21 protein-coding genes and 1 pseudogene are annotated in these 21,511 nt (G+C 44.4%); 7 read left to right on the top strand and 15 right to left on the bottom strand.

The features are described 5' to 3' along the window. Nucleotides 1-169 precede the first annotated feature (169 nt). From OQ5_RS0100535 to OQ5_RS0100520, 4 genes are all read right to left on the bottom strand, one after another. A complete protein-coding gene (locus tag OQ5_RS0100535) occupies nucleotides 170-1,390 on the bottom strand; it encodes an ABC transporter permease (protein ID WP_016775618.1) in 1,221 nt (406 codons plus the stop codon). Nucleotides 1,391-1,414: 24 nt separating this feature from the next. Further along, nucleotides 1,415-2,128, bottom strand: coding sequence for an ABC transporter ATP-binding protein (locus OQ5_RS0100530; protein WP_016775617.1), 714 nt, complete (start codon nucleotides 2,126-2,128; stop codon nucleotides 1,415-1,417). Nucleotides 2,129-2,263: 135 nt separating this feature from the next. Beyond that, the gene (locus OQ5_RS0100525) at nucleotides 2,264-3,469 is read right to left on the bottom strand and encodes an efflux RND transporter periplasmic adaptor subunit (RefSeq protein ID WP_016775616.1); all 1,206 of its coding nucleotides are present in this window, start codon (nucleotides 3,467-3,469) and stop codon (nucleotides 2,264-2,266) included. Between the two features lie 39 nt (nucleotides 3,470-3,508). Beyond that, on the bottom strand, nucleotides 3,509-4,867 hold the full coding sequence (locus OQ5_RS0100520; protein WP_255297323.1) for a TolC family protein: 1,359 nt from the start codon (nucleotides 4,865-4,867) through the stop codon (nucleotides 3,509-3,511). 415 nt (nucleotides 4,868-5,282) lie between these two features. On the opposite strand from OQ5_RS0100520, the gene OQ5_RS0100515 reads away from it, so the two are divergent. Beyond that, nucleotides 5,283-5,489 carry a hypothetical protein gene (locus OQ5_RS0100515; RefSeq protein WP_016775614.1) on the top strand — a complete coding sequence of 69 codons (207 nt, stop codon included), beginning with the start codon at nucleotides 5,283-5,285 and terminating at the stop codon, nucleotides 5,487-5,489. 679 nt (nucleotides 5,490-6,168) lie between these two features. On the opposite strand, the gene OQ5_RS0100510 is transcribed toward OQ5_RS0100515, so the two are convergent. Together OQ5_RS0100510 and OQ5_RS0100505 are read right to left on the bottom strand one after the other, a co-directional pair. Then, a complete protein-coding gene (locus OQ5_RS0100510) occupies nucleotides 6,169-6,891 on the bottom strand; it encodes a LytR/AlgR family response regulator transcription factor (RefSeq protein WP_016775613.1) in 723 nt (240 codons plus the stop codon). After that, entirely contained in the window at nucleotides 6,888-8,057 is a 1,170-nt protein-coding gene (locus tag OQ5_RS0100505) for a sensor histidine kinase (protein ID WP_016775612.1), read from the bottom strand. The genes OQ5_RS0100510 and OQ5_RS0100505 overlap by 4 nt, the downstream gene beginning before the upstream one ends. 486 nt (nucleotides 8,058-8,543) lie before the next feature. Here OQ5_RS0100505 and OQ5_RS0100490 point away from each other — a divergent pair, with 486 nt between their 5' ends. Continuing rightward, nucleotides 8,544-9,002: a hypothetical protein gene (locus tag OQ5_RS0100490; protein WP_010418167.1), complete on the top strand. Its 459-nt coding sequence runs from the start codon at nucleotides 8,544-8,546 to the stop codon at nucleotides 9,000-9,002. A gap of 121 nt (nucleotides 9,003-9,123) precedes the next feature. Here OQ5_RS0100490 and OQ5_RS0100485 read toward each other — a convergent pair whose 3' ends face one another. Both OQ5_RS0100485 and OQ5_RS22185 read right to left on the bottom strand, forming a co-directional pair. Then, the gene (locus OQ5_RS0100485; protein WP_255297322.1) at nucleotides 9,124-9,924 is read right to left on the bottom strand and encodes a polysaccharide deacetylase family protein; all 801 of its coding nucleotides are present in this window, start codon (nucleotides 9,922-9,924) and stop codon (nucleotides 9,124-9,126) included. A 161-nt stretch (nucleotides 9,925-10,085) separates the two neighbouring features. Beyond that, the gene (locus OQ5_RS22185) at nucleotides 10,086-10,262 is read right to left on the bottom strand and encodes a type IIG restriction enzyme/methyltransferase (RefSeq protein ID WP_010418162.1); all 177 of its coding nucleotides are present in this window, start codon (nucleotides 10,260-10,262) and stop codon (nucleotides 10,086-10,088) included. Nucleotides 10,263-10,670: 408 nt separating this feature from the next. Here OQ5_RS22185 and OQ5_RS0100470 point away from each other — a divergent pair, with 408 nt between their 5' ends. From OQ5_RS0100470 to OQ5_RS24005, 5 genes are all read left to right on the top strand, one after another. Next, on the top strand, nucleotides 10,671-11,405 hold the full coding sequence (locus tag OQ5_RS0100470) for a glycosyltransferase (RefSeq protein ID WP_010418159.1): 735 nt from the start codon (nucleotides 10,671-10,673) through the stop codon (nucleotides 11,403-11,405). After that, nucleotides 11,399-12,055, top strand: a complete 657-nt coding sequence (locus OQ5_RS0100465; RefSeq protein WP_016775609.1) for a lipid-A-disaccharide synthase N-terminal domain-containing protein — start codon at nucleotides 11,399-11,401, stop codon at nucleotides 12,053-12,055. The genes OQ5_RS0100470 and OQ5_RS0100465 overlap by 7 nt, the downstream gene beginning before the upstream one ends. Nucleotides 12,056-12,096: 41 nt before the next feature. After that, nucleotides 12,097-13,737: an ArnT family glycosyltransferase gene (locus OQ5_RS0100460; RefSeq protein WP_016775608.1), complete on the top strand. Its 1,641-nt coding sequence runs from the start codon at nucleotides 12,097-12,099 to the stop codon at nucleotides 13,735-13,737. 526 nt (nucleotides 13,738-14,263) lie between these two features. After that, nucleotides 14,264-14,827, top strand: a complete 564-nt coding sequence (locus tag OQ5_RS0100455; protein ID WP_016775607.1) for an REP-associated tyrosine transposase — start codon at nucleotides 14,264-14,266, stop codon at nucleotides 14,825-14,827. 158 nt (nucleotides 14,828-14,985) lie between these two features. Beyond that, nucleotides 14,986-15,111, top strand: a complete 126-nt coding sequence (locus OQ5_RS24005; protein ID WP_255297321.1) for a hypothetical protein — start codon at nucleotides 14,986-14,988, stop codon at nucleotides 15,109-15,111. Between the two features lie 31 nt (nucleotides 15,112-15,142). Here the strand turns inward: OQ5_RS24005 and OQ5_RS0100445 are convergent, their stop codons facing one another. From OQ5_RS0100445 to OQ5_RS0100415, 7 genes and pseudogenes are all read right to left on the bottom strand, one after another. Further along, nucleotides 15,143-16,003 (bottom strand): AAC(3) family N-acetyltransferase, encoded by an 861-nt coding sequence (locus OQ5_RS0100445; protein ID WP_016775605.1) that lies wholly within the window; start codon nucleotides 16,001-16,003, stop codon nucleotides 15,143-15,145. Beyond that, entirely contained in the window at nucleotides 15,993-16,913 is a 921-nt protein-coding gene (locus tag OQ5_RS0100440; RefSeq protein ID WP_016775604.1) for an HpcH/HpaI aldolase/citrate lyase family protein, read from the bottom strand. The genes OQ5_RS0100445 and OQ5_RS0100440 overlap by 11 nt, the downstream gene beginning before the upstream one ends. Further along, a pseudogene (locus OQ5_RS0100435) lies at nucleotides 16,910-17,353 on the bottom strand (MaoC family dehydratase); the annotation flags it as partial. The pseudogene OQ5_RS0100435 and the gene OQ5_RS0100440, both read right to left, overlap by 4 nt. A 374-nt stretch (nucleotides 17,354-17,727) precedes the next feature. Then, complete coding sequence (locus OQ5_RS0100430; RefSeq protein ID WP_016775602.1) at nucleotides 17,728-18,732, bottom strand: beta-ketoacyl-ACP synthase III; 1,005 nt, start codon at nucleotides 18,730-18,732, stop codon at nucleotides 17,728-17,730. Between the two features lie 400 nt (nucleotides 18,733-19,132). Next, on the bottom strand, nucleotides 19,133-19,318 hold the full coding sequence (gene rpmF, locus OQ5_RS22180) for a 50S ribosomal protein L32 (protein WP_082179423.1): 186 nt from the start codon (nucleotides 19,316-19,318) through the stop codon (nucleotides 19,133-19,135). A gap of 14 nt (nucleotides 19,319-19,332) precedes the next feature. After that, nucleotides 19,333-19,914 (bottom strand): YceD family protein, encoded by a 582-nt coding sequence (locus OQ5_RS0100420; protein WP_016775600.1) that lies wholly within the window; start codon nucleotides 19,912-19,914, stop codon nucleotides 19,333-19,335. Between the two features lie 364 nt (nucleotides 19,915-20,278). Next, the gene (locus OQ5_RS0100415) at nucleotides 20,279-21,439 is read right to left on the bottom strand and encodes a sensor histidine kinase (RefSeq protein WP_016775599.1); all 1,161 of its coding nucleotides are present in this window, start codon (nucleotides 21,437-21,439) and stop codon (nucleotides 20,279-20,281) included. Between the last annotated feature and the right edge of the window lie 72 nt (nucleotides 21,440-21,511).

Below are 21,511 nucleotides of genomic sequence, written 5' to 3'. Positions count from 1 at the left end.
TTTTAAATTTTTGAATCCTCACTAACAACGAGTTAACTCCTACAAAAAAATTAAAAAGTCCTTATTCTGACAAAAATATGCTTTTTATACCGCACTCATTCCATAAAAACAAAATATCTGACCATTTATATGGGCGGTTTATCCTTATTGTTACAATTTTCAGGCCGATTTATTCATAACGGAGTGCATCAATGGGGTCAAGCCCCGAAGCCTTGCGGGCCGGATACCATCCGAAAAATATTCCGACAACGGCACAAACCATGAAAGAGAGAACAATGGACTGCTCAGTTACAGTAACCGGCCATCCAAGTATATTACCCAATCCGTAAGAGAGTACAAGACCTAAAAAAACACCTATTAGTCCGCCTCCCACGCTTACTATAACAGCCTCTATCAGGAACTGCGAAAGAATATCACGGCTGCGTCCGCCAACGGCCATGCGCAATCCTATTTCGCGCGTTCGTTCGGTTACCGAAACGAACATAATATTCATAATTCCAATCCCCCCTACCAGCAACGAAATACTTGCAATAGCTCCCAAAAGTATGGTAAGCATCTGACTGGTGGAGCTGAACGTGCTGATCAACTCCTGCTGCGACCGAACGGTAAAGTCGTTTTCTTCATTCTCTGCTAATTCGTGGGATATCCTCAAGGCCCGTGTTATTTCTTCTTCGGCCTGTTCCGATTCCATTTCGCTGGTTGCACTGGCATAAACGGACTGGATGTGCGTTACAGCCATGATTCTCTTTTGAATGGTTGTATACGGCGCCAGAATAATATCATCCTGATCCTGACCGAATGTGTTCTGCCCCTTTTCAGCCAAAACACCAATCACCTTAAAAGGTACTTTCCTGAACCTTATGGTTTCGCCAACGGCTGTTTCTTTGTAGGGAAACAGTTCATCCACGACTGTTTGACCGAGCAAGCAGACCTTGGCTGCACGTTTAATATGATAATCGGTAAACATTACACCCTCGGCAACTTCCATCTTTCTGATGTCCGGGAAATCTTCGCTCACACCCTGAATGGTAGTCGGCCAGTTGCCGGACCCGGCGATGGCCTGCCCGCTGGTACTGACCATAGGCGAAACCGCCGAAACATGTGAAGCATATTTTTGAATGGCCTCAACATCTTCAAGTTTCAGCGTTTGCATCGACGACGGGTCCATCATCACACCTCCACGCTCATCACTGCCAGGGTGTACCATGATCATGTTGGCGCCCATCGACGATATCTGTTCCTGGATGCTCTCTTTTGATCCCTGGCCGATGGCCAGCATGGTAATGACCGATGTAACACCTATGATAATGCCCAGCATAGTAAGGAAAGTCCGCATTTTATTACGGCCCATGGCCTTAAGGGCAATCTTTGTAAGATTAAATAAATTCATAGTAACTGAAATTGTTGATTCTGTTCAACTGCCTTGAGCCGGGCGTCCTGTATTCTCATAATCATCAATAATTTCTCCGTCTCTCAACACGATGGTGCGTTTGCTGTATCCGGCAATATCGTGTTCGTGGGTGACAAAAACGATTGTTTTTCCTTCTCTGTTGAGCTTCCGGAAGAGAGACATGATATCCTCAGTTGTTTTGCTGTCGAGGTTACCTGTTGCTTCATCGGCAAGCACCATCACCGGGTCGTTAACAAGTGCACGAGCTATGGCAACGCGTTGCTGTTGTCCCCCGGAAAGTTGGTTTGGGGCATGTTTCATCCGGTCGGCCAGGCCCACTATTCTCAAAGCTTCAATGGCCTGTTCTCTGCGCCGGCGTGATGATATCCCGGAGTTGTACATAAGAGGAAGCTCCACGTTTTCGAGGGCCGAGGTGCGTGGCAACAGGTTAAACGACTGAAAAACAAATCCTATCTTCCGGTTTCGTATTACAGCCAGCTCATCTTTTGAAAGATTGCTCACATTGATCCCGTCGAGATAATAGTCTCCCTCCGTTGGCTTGTCAAGCGCTCCCAGGATGTTTAAAAGAGTAGATTTCCCTGAACCGCTGGTTCCCATGATGGTCAAAAATTCATTCTCTTTAACCCCGAAAGAGACGTTTCGTAAAGCATGAACAGTCTCAGCACCTACATTAAAATCTCTTCGCAGGTTGGAAATTTTGATGATATCGTGTGGCATATAGAAGTAGATTGTTAGATGTTAGATGTTAGATGTTAGATGGTTGAAAAAACTGCTTTGACTCCTGCAATACTCTCCTGCAATACTTAAAAGTACCTCACACGCGCCAATTCGTTGCTACAAGTCTGGTACATTTCAATCCTCTTTCTTATCTCTTCCGGGAGGTCCCGGCATAAACGGACTTCTGAATGTGCGGCCGGGTAAATTATCCGGACGATCGATTCCCGTAACCACAGAGTCACCGGGAAGCACGCCGCTCTTTATTTCGCACCAAACGCCATCTTCAATGCCCGTGTTCACAATTACGGGATGCAGATGCCCGTCCTTCCATACCCAGACTCTGTCCTCGCCGGTTTCGGGAAGAGCCTCCGGCATAGATGAGTGATTTCCGCCACCGGAAGAAAGCGCCATACTTCCGGGCGAATTTTCCGCGGGAGAAAAGCGAAGTGCTGCTGCCGGTACAACGGTAACATCCTTCGCCTCATTCGTAATAATGGTTACACTGGCGGTCAGGCCGGGTTTCAGTTTAAAATCGGGATTGGGTGCATCAATAATGACCGTATAGGTCACAACATTGCTTTCGATCACCGGCTCGAGGCGAACCTGGGTAACTTCTCCGGTAAACTCGGTGTCGGGAAATGCATCAACCGTAAAGGTTACTTTCTGTCCTGTTTCCACCTGACCAATATCGGCCTCATCCACGTCGGCTTCTACCTGCATCCGGGTTAAATCGCGGGCTATCAGGAACAATGTGGGCGTGTTAAAGCTGGCGGCAACGGTTTGTCCCTCTTCCACGCTTCTGCTGAGGACGACTCCGTCGATGGGAGAATAGATGCGGGCATAAGAGAGATTAACTTCGGCCTGTTCCACCTCTGATTGCAGAGATTCTACCGACGCTTTGGCATTGTTGTAGCGATAAAGCGCCTCATCGTACTCCGTTTCGCTGACCATCTCCTTTTCAAAAAGCATCTTAATCCGCCGGAAGTTCTTAGTCTGATAATCCAGTTCGTTTTGAGCTGATGCCAGGCTTGCTTTTGCCTGAAGCAAACGAGCCTTTAACGAACTTTCATCAATCCGGGCAATCAGCTGCCCTTTTTTTACACGCTCGTTATAATCGGTATAAATGCGTTCGATAACGCCCGAAACCTGTGTGCCCACTTCTACCTGGTCGATGGGCTCTACCGTGCCGGTTGCAGTAACGGTATTAACAATCGTTCCTTTTTCGACAACATGAATACGAGGTTTCAGATTGTTTTCCGTACTCTTCTTTCCTGTCAGAAGAACAATAGCCAGAATAAGTACCACGATGGCTGCAATTAAATAAATGTATTTACGCATCATAAACAGATCATTAGATATTTAGATATTAGATGTAAGACGCTACCGGTCATCAGAAATATTCTCTGCATGGCCTGATCCGACAGAAATAGGCTGTCCGCGATAAAAATCAAGAATTTTACGATACAGCAGAGCTGAATACCGTGCCTGGATTAACTCAGCATTGGCATTGAGCAATGCATTTTTGGACTGACGAAGATCGATGGCATTTAACATCCCCAATTCAAACTGCTCGCGCTGGTACTCATAACTGATACCGGCCGATCTTGCCTTTTCGACCGCAGCTTCATAACGGGCCTGTTGAGCTTTTACATCCACATAAACCTGTTCGATCGTTTGCAAAAGGTCATTCCGCGTCTGGCGGGCATTCAGCTCCGTCTGTCTGAGGTTTATTTCCGAACGGGCCAAACTGGCTTTGTTTTCGTTCCTGCTGAAAATAGGAATGTTCAGAGACAACCCGAAATACTGAGAAAGCCGGTCGTTCATCTGTGAACCAAAAGAGCCGCTGTAAATATCGGAATAGGAGGAAGAAGCCGAAGCACTGAAATTAAGTGTGGGCAGATATCCGGCTTTGGCATTGGCAAGATCGATCCGTGCCACTTCTTGCGACAACAGGCTGTTTTCTATCTCGGGACGGAGAGCGAGAACTTCCTGCGCAATAACTTCGAAAGCAGGTAAAGCATCATCGGGAACCTCAACACTGGCCGGATAAATCGGATTAAAATCCGTATCATAAGGCAGGTCAAGCATGGTCTTCAACTCCGTAATACGGATGTCCAGCTCATTTTTTGCGTTGACCATCGAGTATCGGTCCGACGCATATTGTGCTTCCAGTTCGGCCAGGTCCAGCCGTGAAACCGTGCCTGCTTCAAAAAGTGCCCTGGTACGCTCAAGATTCGCCTCCGAAGTCTCCACGACATCGCGGTAATAGAGATAATTCTCACGGGCAAAGAGAATATTCATCCAGGCCTGTGTTATGGACAATACTATGTCGTTTTTAGCTTCTTCAACATCGAGGCGGGCCTTGTCAAGTTCAATTTCTCCGGCTTTAATGTTGTTATTGATAATGCCGCCCCTGTATACAGGCACATCGGTATTAAGTCCCACCTGTGCCCCTTTGGAAAATTCGCCCCCGGCGTTGTCAAAGGAACGCGAACTGTTGCCCGATACCGAGGCAGATGCACTGAGAGAAGGCAATCTGCTGCTTTTCGTTTCCAAAAGGTTGACCTCCCGGGTTTCGATGGAGATTTTTGAACTTTGGATGGTTATGTTGTTCTCAAGCGCATAATCGATGCACTCCTCCAGAGTCCATCGTAATTTCCCTCCTTCCTCGCCGCCATATACCGGCAAAGTAATCAGGCAGATAACAATTGTAACCAGAATGTTTATGTATCGCTTCATTTCCGAAATCTTTTTTTGATTACCGTGCCAAATTATGATTGAAGAATCCGAATACATAAATTATTCATCGAACGGACTGATTTTATCTATGAACCAAAGTTTTAGCCATATAAAACTGCCAGAAAGGGTGATCAACCAATTCTTGCAAGCAAGCAGCAGAGCCGGGCTAACCAATTAACCATCCCCCATGCTCTCTGCTCTCTGCTCCATGCCTCTCCCTTAAACCCTTCTACCGTTCTACCCTTTCTACCGTTCTACCCTTCCACCCTTTCCAGACCAAAGCAACCGGATGAACACAGGTCGTTAACAAATCATTAACACGAAATAACATCCCGATAACACATATTTATCAAGAATCATTCTAAACTTGTAATTCAGGAAAAACGGATATTTTTAACCTAAAAACAATACTACTATGAAACGTAAATTGGCTTTATCATTGATTTTCGTGTTTACTCTTGCTCTTTCGACCCCTGTAGTGTCAAATGCCGCTATCCAGGAGCCTGAGAAAACCGAGAAAAAAGAGTGCGACAAGGAGAAGAAAAAAGCTTGTTGTGACAAGGAGAAAAAAGAATGCGACAAGAAAGCTGAAAAGAAAGAAGCCGAAAAAGAGAAAGAATAGTTTTTCGGAGTATATCAATGCAGTAGTTCGTTAAAAAAAGCCTAAACGCAGAGACACAATGACGCAAAATTTTTATTATGAGAGAGTTGTGGTTTGCGTTATTAATTGTGTAAACAATTAATAACCAGGTATCAGTAAAAGTTTAACGAAGTATTGCAATAAGAAAGCCCGGTTATTTATCCCTGCCGGGCTTTTTTTATGCCCGGTATTTAGACAATAGATTGTCAGATTTTAAGATATAAGATGATATGAGTCTGCTCCTGAAAATCCATTAAATTCGAACAACTTATTTCAATAGATCGTAAGATTTTTAGATATAAGTAATTTAGTCAATAGTCAATAGTCAATAGCAATGTTTTAGAGGTACTGACATATTCAAGAAGCTGACAAAAGCGCATAAATAACATGTTTTGAGCACTTTGTGATTTTTGTTATAAATAAGATGGTTTTTACAACCTTGATATACTGTATTTTAACAAGCAAACCTCTTTGAACACAAACAATTGGTTTGCAACGTTTTGCAAAAGTTTAACGGAGTATTATTATTTGCAATCGTTTGTTTAAAAAAGCCTAAAACGCAATGACGCAAAGTTTTTATTACGGGAAAGTTGTGGTTTGTGCTATTAATTGTGTAAAAAATTAATTATCAGACATCTGTAATAGTTTAACGGAGTGCTGTTTACAAATTAAAGAGCTTTTTTCTTACTTCCTCGCGATATAACTGCCCTATGGGCACCGTTTTGGAGGTATAATGCATTTGTAGTTGATTGCCGTAGAGCGCCTTCACCTGATTCCGGTTAACAATAAACGATTTGTGAACGCGCATGAAAGAATCTGACGGCAAAACTTCCAGAAGGTTTTTCAGCGAGTCCAGTGAAACCAGCTTCTGATCGATGCAATGAAAAGCAACATATTCACGCAAACCCTCCACAAATAAAATTCGTGAGGTGTCCACCCTGTAAGATTTATGATCGGCCTTAACAACAATACAGGCAGGTGAGGAAGACGCATTCTCTGCATATCCGGAAGAGCCGGCCTTGTTTTGCATCCTTTCTCCTGCTTTCTGTACCGATTGCACAAACCGCTCAAACGAAAACGGTTTCAACAAATAATCAATGACATCCAGTTCGTATCCCTCGAGGGCATATTGCGGATAGGCCGACGTGATAACCACCAGAATATTTTTAAGATGGAAAGTCTTCAGGAAATCCATGCCGGAAATTTCGGGCATCTGTATATCCAGAAAAGCCAGGTCGACCTTTCCGCCCTGAAGCGCCGGAAGAGCCTCAAGGGGTGATTTAAAAGTACCTGCCAGTTCCAGATGCGGAAATTTTGAGATATAATCTTTCAAAAGCGACCGGGCAGGAAACTCGTCATCAATAATGACACAACGGATCTTCATAATGTTTCTATTTCCATTTGCACTTTAAAGACATCCTGTTTGTCAATTATATTCAAGCGATAACTCCCTTTATAGAGAAAGGACAATCTTTTTTTTACATTTTCTATGCCAATCCCTTTCGACTTGTCTTTGGACACATACCCTGCCGGTTTGCTGTTGGCAATGGAAAACATAATTTGCCCGTCTTTAGCCTTCAGAAAAGCTTTAATCCACCCGTTTTTTGTGTCGCCGATATTGCCATGTTTAAATGCATTCTCGAAAAACGGGAAGATGAGCATTGGCTCAATCCTTATATCCCGGTCTACCAGGTTGAAGTCGATTGCCAGATTTGGTTTCTCCTCCAGTTTTATTTTTTGGAATTCTATAAAATCACGTATGTAATCTATTTCACGTCCTATGGGAATTTTCTTTTCATCGGTTTCGTATACGATAAACCGCAACATAGATGAAAGCTTCAGCACCAGTTTTGGTGTTTTGGCACTGCCCTGTTGCGAAAGTGAATAAATATTATTGAGTGCATTAAACAGAAAATGCGGGTTCATCTGCGATTTAAGAAACTTCATCTCCGTCTCGAGGTTCTGATTGGTCAGCGAAAGTTGTTCTTTTTCTTTTCGTCTGGATTCAAGAACCATCCAGAATAACGTGCTGAGGAAAAGAATTCCCAGCATCTGAACAAAACCGAAAAACAGGTGCGGTCCCGGAAAATTATTATCCGGACGGGGCCGCCCCGGAGGTGGTGCGGGGCCTCTGTCCAACCTCAGAGTCTTCCCTTCAGGCCCGTTTTCAGGAGGAGATTCAGGACGAACCATTTCCCTTCGCTCGTTTATCTTTTCCCATGTTTCGGGCCCGACCGGGTCGGTTATATGCCAAAGAAAAGAAATGCCTGCCAAAAGAAAAACCAGCGACAGAACATACGTTTTAAAATGGTTGCGCCCAATCAAAAGAGGCAGCAGGATAAGGGTATTGACATAAAAGATCAGCGCATTGATCCCGAGTGTACGCAGCGTCAGAAAAACGGCCGTTTTTGTATCAAAGAAAAGCGCAGGCCCGTAAAAGAATAGAAACGAATAGCCTATCCACAGGGTGATATGCCACCAACCCATTCTTTTAAATTGCCTGCCAATGACCTTCAGAGCATCTTTTGCATTGGTGTGATTTCTTACCATTCTAATCATTTTCATTCTCTTCCTCATCCGTTAAAAAAGAAGACAGCTGACAGTAATAAAAACAAAAAAATCCGGCAATTCTCATATTTACTCCATTTTTTGCCATTGCATTGAATTAAATCTGCTAAAAGGGCAAATAAAACGCCCCTGATGCCCAAATGCATTTTTTTTCAATCAACTCATCGCTTCTGCTTACAAACGTCAGCTTTATATCAATGTTATAGGTAATATGCTGTTCGTTCAGATAAACAGCCGGCTTGCAGTGTTTTGAAGCCCGATGGTTGAAACGAGCATGGTAAGGTTTGTCACAAAAGAACATGTATAAGTTCTTGCATGCGAGTTCCATCCAACCTTAATAAATAAATTTTATACAGATGAAAAAAGTATTTCGCCTCCTGCCGCTGTATTAAATTCGCCTCCAATCTCAACAAACAGAAGCCGGATGCCGGCGGGTTATCTGCCTCCGGGCAGACACAATAATTATTAATGTACAGGCGAAAGGTATCATCAATCGTTTTTCGATGGCTGGGAAAAGAATGGAACAGCGGATGGACTGTCGCTGCCGATCTGTCTCTCTCGCAATGGTCTGCACTCAATGATAATTCAACGCTGAAAGGAACCTTTTCGGATGCGCTCTCTTTACAGGCAGGGATTGCTTACTCTTATCCAAAAAACAAATTCCGGCATATCAACCAGATGAAATGGCGGGCCGGTATTTTCTGGACCGATGGTTACCTGAGTATAAATGAGCATAGAATAGGCGAAAAAGGAATAACGGCCGGCCTCTCAATTCCTTTCAGCGCAACGGGTAATGTGCTGCACCTGTCATATCAGTATTCGCTAAAAGGAACCAACAGTAACGGCCTCATCAGGGAACAATATCATACCATCAAAATCGGCTTTTCAATGATTGAACGGTGGTTCTTTAAGGAACAGTTTTATTGATTATTACCCGGGGTTAACCAGGCTAACTCGAATTTCTTCGCAGATCAAAGCAGCAGAGTTGGAGGATTTCTTCTCTGCTTGTCAATAAATGTTTCCTGCAAAAGACAGGTTGCCATGACCACTAATCCCCCTTCATGGACTCAGCCACTTCAACCATGGGCGCCACCCAAATCTCATCTTTGTGTTGTGCCAGATAATCGACCAGCTCATTATGGGCCTCAAGTGAAACGTTTATGCCGTGCTCTCCCCCTACTCCGTGGAACAAAAAGACCAGTAAACCGCCCTCCTCCCGGGCTTTCTCCACTTGGGCAATGAGTTCACCGGACGATTCCCCGTCAACAGCCAAAGCACCCACTTCCATCCGGTTGATCTCACCCGGCTGCTCAATGCGGTAAAGCACATCACGAGCTGCAACAAACCACCCGGAAATGGCCTCTACAAAGGAGGAATCGGCCACCATTTTGTCACCACAAGAATAGGCAAACGTGCGCTGCTCTTTTCCATCAATGGCATTCAACAAAACATTGCCCAGACGAATCTCCTCCATCAGGCGGTTAAAAGTATACGTATCCAAATCCTGTTCGGGCTGAACCCATTCCCGACCGGGAGCACTACCTGAACATGGATGAAACAATGTGTGATTGCCCAGTTCGTGACCATTGTGAGCCACCCTGCGCCATTCATCCACTCGCCCGGGCAAAGTCACGGCATTTCCAGGTAAATAAAAGGTACCCCGAAATCCTGCAGCCTCAAGGGCCGGCACCACATTATCGAGATGCACATTTAACCCGTCATCGTAAGTAAGTACAACGGCGCATTCATGGCCGTTCCACGGCTTTTCTTCAGTTTGAGCCGACAATGGGGCCGAAAGGAATAAAACCGTTGTCAGTATCCCCGCTAATTTTTGATACAATGCATTCATGATTTTGAAAAACAAATTTATATGTCGTTCGTTTTGAAAAACAAATATACACATTTTATCTGACCCCGAAGGCGGTCGCATGTTTATAGCACAAGGTTTCCGGTGGCAAGATGATGGAAAAACGGTCGGGGTTTTCCAGCCGGTCGATTTTGTCGAAACTGTCAATCCGGGCTATGGTATTTTGAATGAGCTCCAGGGATTCCGTTGTCGAGGAGAGTTACGTTCAATAATTTTTTGCTGTCCTGTCTGGTTTCGATCAGACCGATGATGTGGAACAGTTCGGTATAGAACCGGCGATCGAGACAGTTGCTGTCGTTGGCAAACGGTAGTTTTAGCAAAACCAGGATTTAACCCGGATCTATTCATAAATTTTTTATTACACTATCCAACTTTCGGCTAAATACAAGCATCCTCAATAAAACCAGTTGAAAAATAATACCCAAATTCTTGATAACAGGCAAACGACGGAACCGATCGGACCAATTACGATCAACGTTCATCTCACACATATTACGGGAAGTATGGCAAGTCATGGTGGGTGACGAATATCAGGAAAGACAGACAGAAATTTACAGGTGGGGACACCTTGCATACCCAATATAATTTTTTTTTAAATTTGTGTCCTTTAAGAAAATATCCGCCCGGATTTAAATACAATCTCACCGGCATGTGGAAGAGAGCGATATTTAAATGGAACGGCGGGCATTTTAAAGCGAAAAAAATCGATCATTTTATACCTACAACCGATGAATTCCAATAATGCTGTTACCATAATTGTTCCTGTATTTAACGAGGAGGAGAGCCTGCCCCGGGTGAAAACCGAGGCCGACAAACTGTTAAAATCAAGTCCGGTCCCCATCCGGTTTCTTTTTGTTGATGACAAATCAAGCGACAGCAGCCTTAATCTTATAAAGCGGTTCGTGCAAGAGGACCCTTCTGCCTTCAGTTACATCTCTCTGAAAAAGAATTCGGGTCTCAGCACCGCCCTGAAAGCCGGGATTGATTGTGTTGACACCCCTTATACGGGATATATTGATTCGGATTTACAGACCTCTCCTCAGGATTTTCTTATCTTTTTCGATTTCATGGAACAATATACCATGATCAACGGCATCCGGCAAAATCGTTCGGATACCTTTGTGAAGAAGATCTCTTCAAAAATTGCTAACGGGTTTCGGCGGTTTATGATCAATGACGGGATCGAAGACACCTGTTGTCCCCTGAAAATCATGGAGACGAAAGCGGCCCGGACAATTCCCTTTTTCAACGGCATGCACCGTTTCATTCCTGCTCTTATTCAGTTACAGGGAGGCACAGTCAAACAAATTCCCGTTCAACACTTTCCGCGAATTGAAGGGACGGCCAAGTATCACCTGTGGAACCGTTTGATCGGTCCCTTTATGGATACGCTGGCTTTTGTCTGGATGCGAAAAAGATACATCAGGTACGAAATCAGTGAAAGCAGCGATCGGTCATGTTAGACGACTCATTTATATTCGGGCTGGGATTTTTTGCCCAGGGGTTGTTTTCCGCCCGGCTTCTGGTGCAATGGTTTTTGTCGGAAAAGGCCAAAAAAGTTGTTTCCCCTGATCTGTTCTGGCAACTGAGCCTCGTAGCATCCATTCTGCTATTGATTTACGGCATTCTCCGTAAAGATCTGGTTATTGTGGGCGGACAGTTTGTCTCATTTTACATTTATCTGCGCAATTTGCAGCTTAAAAATGTCTGGCAGTCATTCCCGTGGTGGCTCCGTGTTTTGGCATTATCAGCTCCGGTACTGGCGATCCTGTTTCTGTTTATCACCCCCACCGAATACAACATCCGGGATATGATGCACAACCCCCTGATTACGGCTCAGCTATACACGGTAGGGGCCATTGGTCAATTCATCTTCACCTTCAGGTTTATCTACCAATTGATCTATTCGGAAAGACATCACGAATCGCTACTTCCGCCCATGTTTTGGGTCATCAGCATCACGGGATCCCTCATCATTATTGGTTATGCCATTGTGCGTCGTGACCCGGTGATTATACTGGGACAAATATTTGGTACGTTGATTTACAGCCGGAATCTTATCCTTTATTATACGCAAAGAGTCCGGGACCGCGAAGCCCCCACGGATGAATAGATCCGGCGGGAAAACAATCTGCAAATTTCAACCCAAAAGATATGCAACTACTGATCAAGAGCTTTGAAAAACGCCCCGTTTTGGGGATTTGCTTATTCATTGCCGTGATGCTCATCCCCCATTTGGATGTGCTACCGGTTTCCATCATGGAAGCCCGGGATTTCGTTACGGCCAGAGAGATGATCACCGACGGAAACTGGTTGTTGACCACGATGAACGGGGAAGCCCGTTACGAAAAACCCCCTCTCCCCACCTGGCTTTCGGCCATCTCTGCCATGATTTTCGGGGTAAACAGCATTGCGGCCATGCGCCTGCCGGGTGTTTTATTGGTGATGTTGACGGGCGTGTTTGTCTATTTTCTTTCCAAAACGATTTTAAAAGATAAATCGCATAGCCTGATTAACGGGATCATTGTCGTGACTTCATTTTATGTCATCGGGATCATTTTTGAAGCGCCCTGGGATATTTTTACCCATGGATTTATGCTGGTGGGGATTTTGTCGCTGATCAGACTATTCAGGGATGAAGGTTCGCCATGGAAACATGCTGTGGTTTCGGGCATTTTTATCGGTTTCTCGTTTATGAGCAAGGGGCCGATTTCATTGTATGCCCTGTTCCTGCCGTTTTTGCTGGCTTATGGTTTTACTTACAGATTCCGGGGGCTTAAAACAAAGGCCTTACCGCTTGTGCTTGTACTGCTTTTGGCCGTTGTTGTTGGCGGATGGTGGTACATCTACATCAGGGTTGCCGATCCGCAATCATTCTTGTCTATTGCCCGGGAAGAAGTGGGGAACTGGTCGAGTTACAATGTGCGACCGTTCTACTATTACTGGAGTTTTTTTGCCCAAAGCGGATTGTGGACCATTCCTGCCCTCATTAGTTTACTGTACCCTTATCTGAAGAAACGGGTGGTGAATCTTAAGGCCTATCGTTTTAGTTTGTTGTGGACACTTTTCGCGGTGGTGTTGCTCTCCATTATTCCCGAAAAGAAATCCCGTTATTTGATGCCTGTTTTGATTCCCCTGTCGATCAATACTGGTTTTTATATGGAATACCTGTTCAGGAAATTCAAAAACCTTACATCGAAATGGGAGAAATGGCCAGTCTATTTCAACTTTGGCCTGATATCCTTATTGAGTATTGCGATCCCTTCAGGTGTTTATATATTCTTCAAGGAGCATGTCGTCATCCCTGATTTTTTCTTCCTGACTTCATGCATTATTCTGCCTTTAGCGGGAATCTTTATTTTCATCCACCTTTTACGAAAAAACATCAGGAATGTGTTCTATCTTACCATCATGCTTTATGCCTCCATTTTTGTTTTTGTTCTGCCCGTAGCGCGGGACTACATTGAAGAAGGTAGCCGGCAGCCGGTTGAAGAAATGAAAGAGAAAGTGAAACAGGAGGGTATCAATGTTTATGGCTACGATTACATTCAACCGGAATTAGTTTGGCTGTATGGAGAGAAAATTCCTCTGATCAAAGAGGAAAAATCCTCCGCGATGCTCCCGCAAGAAAATCGCTTTGGTATCCTGACCAATAAAGAAAACATTTTGGACCAACAGATATTCAAAGGACATTATCAGGTTGAATATTCCGGAATGGTTGATATCAACCTTGAAGAGAGAAACAACAGCCGGAAGATAAGTTACTTCTTCATTATAGAGCGTGACGCAGAATGAACAAAAAGAATCTGACAAAAGCGGTTATTTTATCCGGCTTTTTTAGACACAACGAATCCCAAAACCTAAAGACAGATTCATCTTTTTGTATTTTGACCTTTTTTAACAAGTCCTTTTAATCAATAGATCAATCAATAGATCGTTAGATTTTTAGATATAAGATGATTCGTAAAACATTGATATATTGCATTTTAACAAATAAACCTCTTTAGACATAAACAATTAGTTTTCAGCGTATTGTGATAGTTTAACGGAATATTGTTTAATGATAGTTCGGTTAAAAAAGTAAACGCAAAGACGCAAAGTTGTCATTATGAGTGCGTTTTATTAATGGCACACTTTACCTAATAAACAGTGTCTGTCGATAAATTCTCCCCGCTCGGCGAAGTCTCTGACTTCGTCGTTTAAACCTTTGTAGTTTTTAACTACCACAGAAAACATCGCGATAAAATTGGTCATATTTCCACCCAAAACAGTAAGATAAAAATCGGATGTTTTCTATCTTTAAAAATAAAATATTTATTCCATGTCCACCGGTTATCAAATCAAAGATCAGAAAGGATTGTACTTCCTAACCTTTCAGGTCGTAAATTGGGTTGATATTTTCTCACGGGATGTTTATCGGGATATCGTATTGGATAGTTTTGATTTTGCAATGAAGAACAAAGGTCTTCAATTATTTGCCTATGTAATAATGTCCAACCATGTACATCTGGTAGCCAACAGTAATAAAGGAAATTTAAGTGCCTGCATAAGGGATATCAAAAAATATACGAGTAAGCAAATTGTTGAAGCCATAAACTTACCGACCGAAAGCAGACGTGATTGGTTGCTCCCTTTATTTCTAAGAGCAGCATCGCAGCACAAGCGAAATAACTTTTATCAGGTTTGGACTCATGAGAATCATGCTATATTGTTATATTCAAATGATTTTATAGTGCAGAAAATTGATTATATCCATAACAATCCGGTACGCTCAAGAATTGTTCAAAATCCTGAAGACTACTTATATTCATCGGCTCGAAATTATGCCGGTTTGAGTAATTATCTGGATGTAGATATCCTGAGCTTGCCTGCAAAGACTGTTTAAAAGGTAGTCTGGAGACTACAGGAGTAAAACGACGAAGTCACAGACTTCGCCGAGCGGGGGGTTCCGGCAGGAACACGCCCCCGAAGGCGGTCGTAACCTTTGGTTACAATGGTGTAATTCCGGTAGTAAAGCAAATTGCAGAAACCAACCACCTGCCGGTGATCGATCTCTACAAGCCGATGATCGATAAAGGAGAAATGTTTTACGACAGCATTCACCCCGATGCAGAAGGAGCTGCCGTGATGGCCGAAATAGTTGCAGAAAACCTGCAAAGCGATCGTTAGCAAAAACGGGAACCTTCTGTTCTATTTTGCATTACCCTGACCTATCCTTCAAAATTTTAAGCAGAGAATAATATTTCACTTTAAAATAGTTGCCGGTAGAATGTTTCCAGTTTAGCCGGCAATCTTTGCAGGTGGGATCATCACAAAAGAAGAAAGAAGGGTCTTCTCTGAGTTTTTCCATTTCTACCCTGAGTGTGCCTGCCATATCGGTCAGCACGGCATCAGCATTGCCCACTTTGATCCATTTCAGGCAGCCTGCTTTTTCATAAAGGGGGATGAATTTGGGAAACCCCCTTCCGCATCCGCCGTTCCAGTTTACTCTGAAAAGTTTAATGTTGCCGTCCGGGTCGATATAGTTAACGCCCATCGGTGGGATTTTCTTGGATAATCCCGATTTTTCGATTGCAACATGAGTCGTGCCTACCCCAATGGTTTTCCTTCCAACGGATAAATTGACGGCACCCATTTCTGCCATCCGGGATAAAACGTCGTATGCTCCGCTTTCGGGCGTATGATTATCCATTAGTTCATGAGCCAGTTTTCCAATGGCCGTAAAACGTTGTATCGGATGTTTACTCCTGACCATATCAGGGTGTTGAATCATAACATTAGCCAAAGCACCCGCATAGGAAGGTGATTTTTCGGAACTGATTTTCTTTGCATCCTCTTTATTCAGAGGCAGCGGATAGGAGGTGATAAACGAATCGATGACGAGTGTCCCTTCATCTCCGACCGTTTCCAGCAAAGCATCCAGGAGGGTTTGCGCGCCGCCTTCTATTTTTCCGATGGCTCTGAGGGAAACTTTCAGATGCAGCAATACTCCCTCCGGAATTCCGCCTTTTTTAAGGTCGGCAATCAGTTCTTCCTTTGTCCATACTTTATCATTCTCCATTTTTCACAAACGCTTCAAATGCTTCAATCTTATTCATTCTATCGAGAAGTTTCCGGGCTTTGGATACGGTGGGAGGAGAAATAAACATACCCTTTTTTACCGATATTCCGCGATCGGCCTTATTGGTCTCTTCAGCCAGGTCGATTATTTCACGGGCTCTATTCAGTTCATCGGGTGCAGGTGTATAATACTCCTTAACCAGTTCTATTTCTTTCGGCGACATTACCAGCATCCCTTCAAATCCAAGCTCTTTTGCCTGTTCAATGTGTTTTTTTAATCCCTCCGTGTCGCCAATATTGACATAAGGCGTATCGATGGGGACAATCCCTGCAGCCCGGGCAGCCATGCTAATCATATGCCTGGGTGCTAAAATAGAGCGACCGCCAATGCCATGTTCGCCTTCTGTTTCGGCCAGAAAATCTTCACTGCCAAACAACAGTGCAATCACCCGGCTCGAAGCCTTAGCAATACTGAAAGCATTTAAAACAGCTTCAGGGGTTTCCAGCAGGGCAATCACTTTGAAATGTCCTTTTTCAATGCACAGATTTTTCTCCTTCAGGGTGAGCTGGGCATCAAAAACCTCCATATCTTTTGCGTTACAGGCTTTGGGATAAACAAACCCGTACAAACGGGCATCGGCAACGGTGTCAAGGTCTTTCAGGGTATCTCCCGTTTCCATGGGATTTATCCTGACAAACACCGGCCGGCGATCAATCAAATCGGAACTTAAAACCCTCGTAATGGTCTGCCTTGCCTCATCCTTTTTTGATGCCGGTACCGCATCCTCAAGATCGAGAACAATGACATCGCTATCCGAAGCAAACGCTTTCTCCAGATAATGCGGATTATGCCCTGATGTAAACAACAGGGTACGGGCAACAAACTTTCCTTCAAATCTCGGACTACTCATACCTGAACTCTTTTGGGCAGCAATACCTCCCTGAAAAACGAGAGAACCTGCTCACCTTTGTGATTGGTAACCAAGGTATTTACTTTTACAATCCCCCTGTCGGGTTTCGATCTTGACTCTCTCTTCGAGACAATTGTCGACTCAGCATAAATGGTATCCCCGATAAAGACGGGAGCCAGATGTATTATTTCCGAATAATTGAGATTGGCAATAGCCCGTCCGCTTATATCTCTCACCGTTAACCCTACTGCCAGGGAGAAAACCAGCGTTCCAACAACAAGTACTTTGCCGTGGATGGCACTTTTTGCATAATGCTGATCAAGATGAACGGGGTGATGGTTCATCGTCAACAACGAGAAGAGGTTGTTGTCCGACTCTGTAATGGTTTTACCCGGCCAGTGCTTAATAACCATACCCTCTTCAAAATCATCCAGATACCTGCCGAATTCGCTTTTTTTTTAATTCCATTGAGATGAAGATTCATGAATTAACCGGGTTAGGATCAAACCTTTTATTATTGGAACTAAAAATAGAAAGAATCTGACAAAAGCGGTTATTTTATCCGGCTTTTTTAGACACAACAAATCTCAAAAACCGGAACAGATTCATCTTAATAATAGTTCGGCCGGAAGCCTTAACGCAGAGACACAAAGACGCAAAGTTGTTGTTATGAGAGAGTTTTATTGATGGTGCACTTTACCTCATAGATAGTGTCCGTTCATAAATTTTCTCAAAAAAATAACCCGCCATCGGTTCAATTACCAACCGGTGACGGGTATATATAAATCCGTTTGTTGAACAGCCGTAAAAACACTTATCTCTTATCGCCGTCGTATCCCCATTTCACATATATAGCTCCCCAGGTGAATCCGGCGCCGAAAGCTGCCAGCACGAGGTTATCTCCCTTTTTGAGCTGTTTTTCCCATTCCCACAAACAAAGAGGAAGAGTAGCAGCGGTTGTATTACCGTAACGTTGGATATTGATCATCACCTGGCTTTTTTCTATGCCCATCCGCTGAGCTGTTCCTTCAATAATGCGCATATTGGCCTGATGCGGAACAAGCCAGGTAAGTGTTTCGGGGGTGATGCCGTTGCGCTCCATTACTTCAACAGCCACATCAGCCATTTTGGAGACGGCGTGTTTGAACACATGGCGGCCATCCTGATAGATGTAGTGTTCACGATTGTCGATGGTTTCATGCGTGGGCGGTTTTACAGATCCGCCGGCCTTTTGATGAAGATAGACGCGCCCGAAACCGTCGCTCTGAAGCTTGCTGTCGAGCACGCCCACTTTTTCGGTGGTAGGTTCCAGCATTACGGCTCCTGCGCCGTCGCCAAACAGAACGCAGGTGGTGCGATCGGTAAAATCGGTTATTGCCGACATTTTTTCGGCACCAACTACGATCACCTTTTTCCTGCTCCCTGTCTCTACAAACTTAGAGGCTGCATCAAGGGCATACAGAAAACCGGAGCAACCGGCATTGATGTCGAAGCTGTGTGCATTACGAATATCGCACTTATCGGAAATAATATTGGCCGTAGCCGGGAAAACATGGTCCGGCGTAACGGTAGCACATATCAGCATATCCACCTCATCGGGTGAAGTGCCCGATTTTTCGAGTACCTGATTTACGGCCTTTACAGCCAGATCGGAAGCACCTTTTCCTTCTTCTTTGAGAATACGCCGTTCTTTGATGCCCACACGTGTGGTAATCCATTCATCCGACGTATCGACCATTTTACTAAGTTCCTCGTTGGTGAGAACATAATCGGGGACGTATCCGCCGACAGCGGTAATCACTGCGTTCACTTTTTCCATCGTTACAGACAGTATTAGATGGCCAAAACGGGCTCAGTGCCTTCCCTGACAGGGCTGCCCTGGCTCGGGCCAGAAAAACATTTCCGGGTTGAAAAGAGCATGGCTGAAATTTGCCCGAAAAGGATATGTGTCAATTCCTTCATGCGGGTTTCATCCTGCCTGAATAATAAAATTTGTGCACGAATGAAAAGTCTCAGCCCACAAAAAAAACAGCCCCTAACCAAAAACAATTTAGGGGCATAATTATACTTTCAGTTTACACCGGCAATATACAACCGGATAGTTGACCAATCGTACGAAGTGAAGTGTCTGTAAAATTCCGGACTGAATCTGCTCCGGCCGGAGCAATTATGACCGAAATTAATATGACACTGCAAACGAGCATTGACTTTGCTTACAATTAAGCTGTTACTTCTTTTTCTACAGCAAGTTTACCCCTGTAGTGCCCGCACTCTTCACAAACAGTGTGAAGCTTAATAGTGGCGCCACAGTTAGAGCAAACACCCAAAGCCGGCAATGTTGCCTTGTAGTGGGTCCTTCTTTTGTCTCTTCTCGTTTTCGATGTTTTTCGTTTTGGATGTGCCATTTTATAACCTCTTTTTACTTGTTGTTTTTATTCTTCAGTTTCTTTAACTCGTTCCAGCGTGGATCGATCTCTTCATTATCGTTTTCTTCATCCTGCCCGCTTGCCGGTTCCTGGTCAACCATGTATGTCTCCAGCTGTGCAAGCATCTCCGTATCGCAACCCGGTGTACCGTCTTCTTTATCGGGATGTACATGCCGGATAGGGATACTCACCACAATATATTCGTACATGAATCGGGCAATGTTGACGGTATGTTCCTCGTGAGGCAGGATAACTATCTCTTCGGTAGGTTCGTCATACACTTCACCGAATTTGACGAACAGCTTGCCCTTATAAGTAACGGGGACGTCCATCAACCCCAGACACCTGTCGCAAAGAGCTTCTACAACACCATCTATATGGAATGAAAGCTCCAGCATCCGGGTGCTTTTGGTGAGAGTGACCTTTGCCAGCAACTCACCGGTTTCTACCTGCGGCTGCTCAAACAATTCGAAAAAGGCACTCCCCAGTTTGTACTCATAGAGGTGTTGTCCCTCTTTAAGTCCTTTAAAGGCAATGCCATACTCTCCGATTTTCTTCTCTTTCTCTGCTGCCATAAGTAAAAACTTCGCAAAGGTATAAAATATTCATTGTGTGGGAAAAATAATTTTAAAAAAGTTTGGTGGCGGGGGATGGGTGCTGGTTGCTTGTTGCTTGTTGCTGGTTGCTTGTTGCTGGTTGCTGGTTAACGGCTAATTGGTTAATTGGTAATTGAAAAATCTGTGCACTCTCAACCTCTGCCTCAGCCTCAACCTCTGCCTCAACCTCTGCCTTAGCCTCAATTGATAATTAATCATTGAAATAATCTGTGTTCATCTGTGTCATCTGTGGTGCACTCTCAACCTCAACCTCAACCTCAACCTTAACCTTAACCTTAGCCTCAGCCTTAGCCTTAGCCTCAGCCTCAGCCTCCTTCCCTCCTCAGCCTTTTTCCACCAGAATCCGGAAAGTTGCTCCCTTGCCGGGCGTTGACTCTTTAACAAAAATTCGCCCGTTGTGATAGTCTTCCACGATGCGGCGAACCAGGGTAAGTCCCAGCCCCCATCCCCGCTTTTTGGTGGTGTAACCTGGCTTGAAAATCGTTTTCTGGTACTTCCGTGGGATTCCCTTGCCGGTGTCGGCAACGTCAATATAAATCTGTCTGTTCTGGCACCCCCAGCTAAACGATATGGTGCCTGTGCCCTGCATGGCATCGGCAGCATTTTTACAGAGATTTTCCACAACCCATTCAAAAAGGGGGCGGTTCACCAGAATCTTCAGTTCCGAAAGAAAATCGTCTGCATTGACCTCAATACGTACCCCCGAGGATATCCGGTGTTCGATGTAGCCGATAACCTCGTGCAGCATATCTCCAACATTCACGGGTTGTAAATCAGGCTTTGAGCCTATTTTCGAAAAACGGTCGGTTATGGTCTGAAGTCGCTGAATATCGTAGCGCATCTCATCCACAAGCGACTTTTCAATATTTTTCATAGAAAGTACCTCAATCCATCCCAGCAATGATGAAGTAGGTGTCCCCAACTGATGGGCGGTTTCTTTGGCCATTCCAACCCATACCTGATCCTGTTCCCGGCGCCGGGCAGAGCTGAATGCCCAATAGGCCAGCAATACGAACAACACAACAACAACAAGCTGCACAATGGGAAACCATCGCAGCTGGGTAAGTATGGTGGAATCATCGTAATAAAGATACTGATTCTGACCGCCTCCCAGTTCGATAACTATAGGGCCGCTGCCCCCGTCTTTCATTTTTTGAAGTTCACGCTGCAGATATGCCTGTTCATTCTTTTCAGGAACATCCAGATTCCGGTGAAAAAGAATGGTGTCCTTTTCGTCGGCAATGATCAGGGGAACGGTTGTATTGTTCTGGATGATTTCGAAAACCAGTTCGAGGGACTGCTCATCAGGATCGGGACGTGTAATGTGGCGGTTGGCTTTGGCCCACAATTCCATTTTTCTGGTTTCCTCCTGCCGAAGTTTCGATGTAAGCCGGTTGGTGTAATACAATGATGCTGCCCCAATGAAGAAGGCCCCGGCCATCAGAAAAAATTTCCACCACCTTTTTCTGCTATACAATTCCATTCAGAGATTGTTATATGTTAGATTAATAGATCAACAGATGATTGGATTTTTAGATGTAAGTATTTTAGTCAA

It is taken from the genome of Anaerophaga thermohalophila str. Valhall (genome assembly GCF_000250735.1).
Classification (GTDB): Bacteria; Bacteroidota; Bacteroidia; order Bacteroidales; family Marinilabiliaceae; genus Anaerophaga; species Anaerophaga thermohalophila_A.
This window is presented reverse-complemented; position numbering and strand designations above follow the sequence as displayed.

Excerpts from the sequence above, each read along its gene's own strand:
- OQ5_RS0100445 (WP_016775605.1), bottom strand. The coding sequence starts at position 16,003 with ATGGAGAATGATAAAGTATGGACAAAGGAAGAACTGATTGCCGACCTT.
- OQ5_RS0100455 (WP_016775607.1), top strand. The coding sequence starts at position 14,264 with ATGTCCACCGGTTATCAAATCAAAGATCAGAAAGGATTGTACTTCCTA.
- OQ5_RS0100420 (WP_016775600.1), bottom strand. The coding sequence starts at position 19,914 with ATGGCAGCAGAGAAAGAGAAGAAAATCGGAGAGTATGGCATTGCCTTT.
- OQ5_RS0100525 (WP_016775616.1), bottom strand. The coding sequence starts at position 3,469 with ATGATGCGTAAATACATTTATTTAATTGCAGCCATCGTGGTACTTATT.
- OQ5_RS0100520 (WP_255297323.1), bottom strand. The coding sequence starts at position 4,867 with ATGAAGCGATACATAAACATTCTGGTTACAATTGTTATCTGCCTGATT.
- OQ5_RS0100515 (WP_016775614.1), top strand. The coding sequence starts at position 5,283 with ATGAAACGTAAATTGGCTTTATCATTGATTTTCGTGTTTACTCTTGCT.
- OQ5_RS0100510 (WP_016775613.1), bottom strand. The coding sequence starts at position 6,891 with ATGAAGATCCGTTGTGTCATTATTGATGACGAGTTTCCTGCCCGGTCG.
- OQ5_RS0100485 (WP_255297322.1), bottom strand. The coding sequence starts at position 9,924 with ATGAATGCATTGTATCAAAAATTAGCGGGGATACTGACAACGGTTTTA.
- OQ5_RS0100530 (WP_016775617.1), bottom strand. The coding sequence starts at position 2,128 with ATGCCACACGATATCATCAAAATTTCCAACCTGCGAAGAGATTTTAAT.
- OQ5_RS0100490 (WP_010418167.1), top strand. The coding sequence starts at position 8,544 with ATGTACAGGCGAAAGGTATCATCAATCGTTTTTCGATGGCTGGGAAAA.
- OQ5_RS0100415 (WP_016775599.1), bottom strand. The coding sequence starts at position 21,439 with ATGGAATTGTATAGCAGAAAAAGGTGGTGGAAATTTTTTCTGATGGCC.
- OQ5_RS0100430 (WP_016775602.1), bottom strand. The coding sequence starts at position 18,732 with ATGGAAAAAGTGAACGCAGTGATTACCGCTGTCGGCGGATACGTCCCC.
- OQ5_RS0100535 (WP_016775618.1), bottom strand. The coding sequence starts at position 1,390 with ATGAATTTATTTAATCTTACAAAGATTGCCCTTAAGGCCATGGGCCGT.
- OQ5_RS0100470 (WP_010418159.1), top strand. The coding sequence starts at position 10,671 with ATGAATTCCAATAATGCTGTTACCATAATTGTTCCTGTATTTAACGAG.
- OQ5_RS0100505 (WP_016775612.1), bottom strand. The coding sequence starts at position 8,057 with ATGGTAAGAAATCACACCAATGCAAAAGATGCTCTGAAGGTCATTGGC.
- rpmF (WP_082179423.1), bottom strand. The coding sequence starts at position 19,318 with ATGGCACATCCAAAACGAAAAACATCGAAAACGAGAAGAGACAAAAGA.
- OQ5_RS0100440 (WP_016775604.1), bottom strand. The coding sequence starts at position 16,913 with ATGAGTAGTCCGAGATTTGAAGGAAAGTTTGTTGCCCGTACCCTGTTG.
- OQ5_RS0100460 (WP_016775608.1), top strand. The coding sequence starts at position 12,097 with ATGCAACTACTGATCAAGAGCTTTGAAAAACGCCCCGTTTTGGGGATT.
- OQ5_RS0100465 (WP_016775609.1), top strand. The coding sequence starts at position 11,399 with ATGTTAGACGACTCATTTATATTCGGGCTGGGATTTTTTGCCCAGGGG.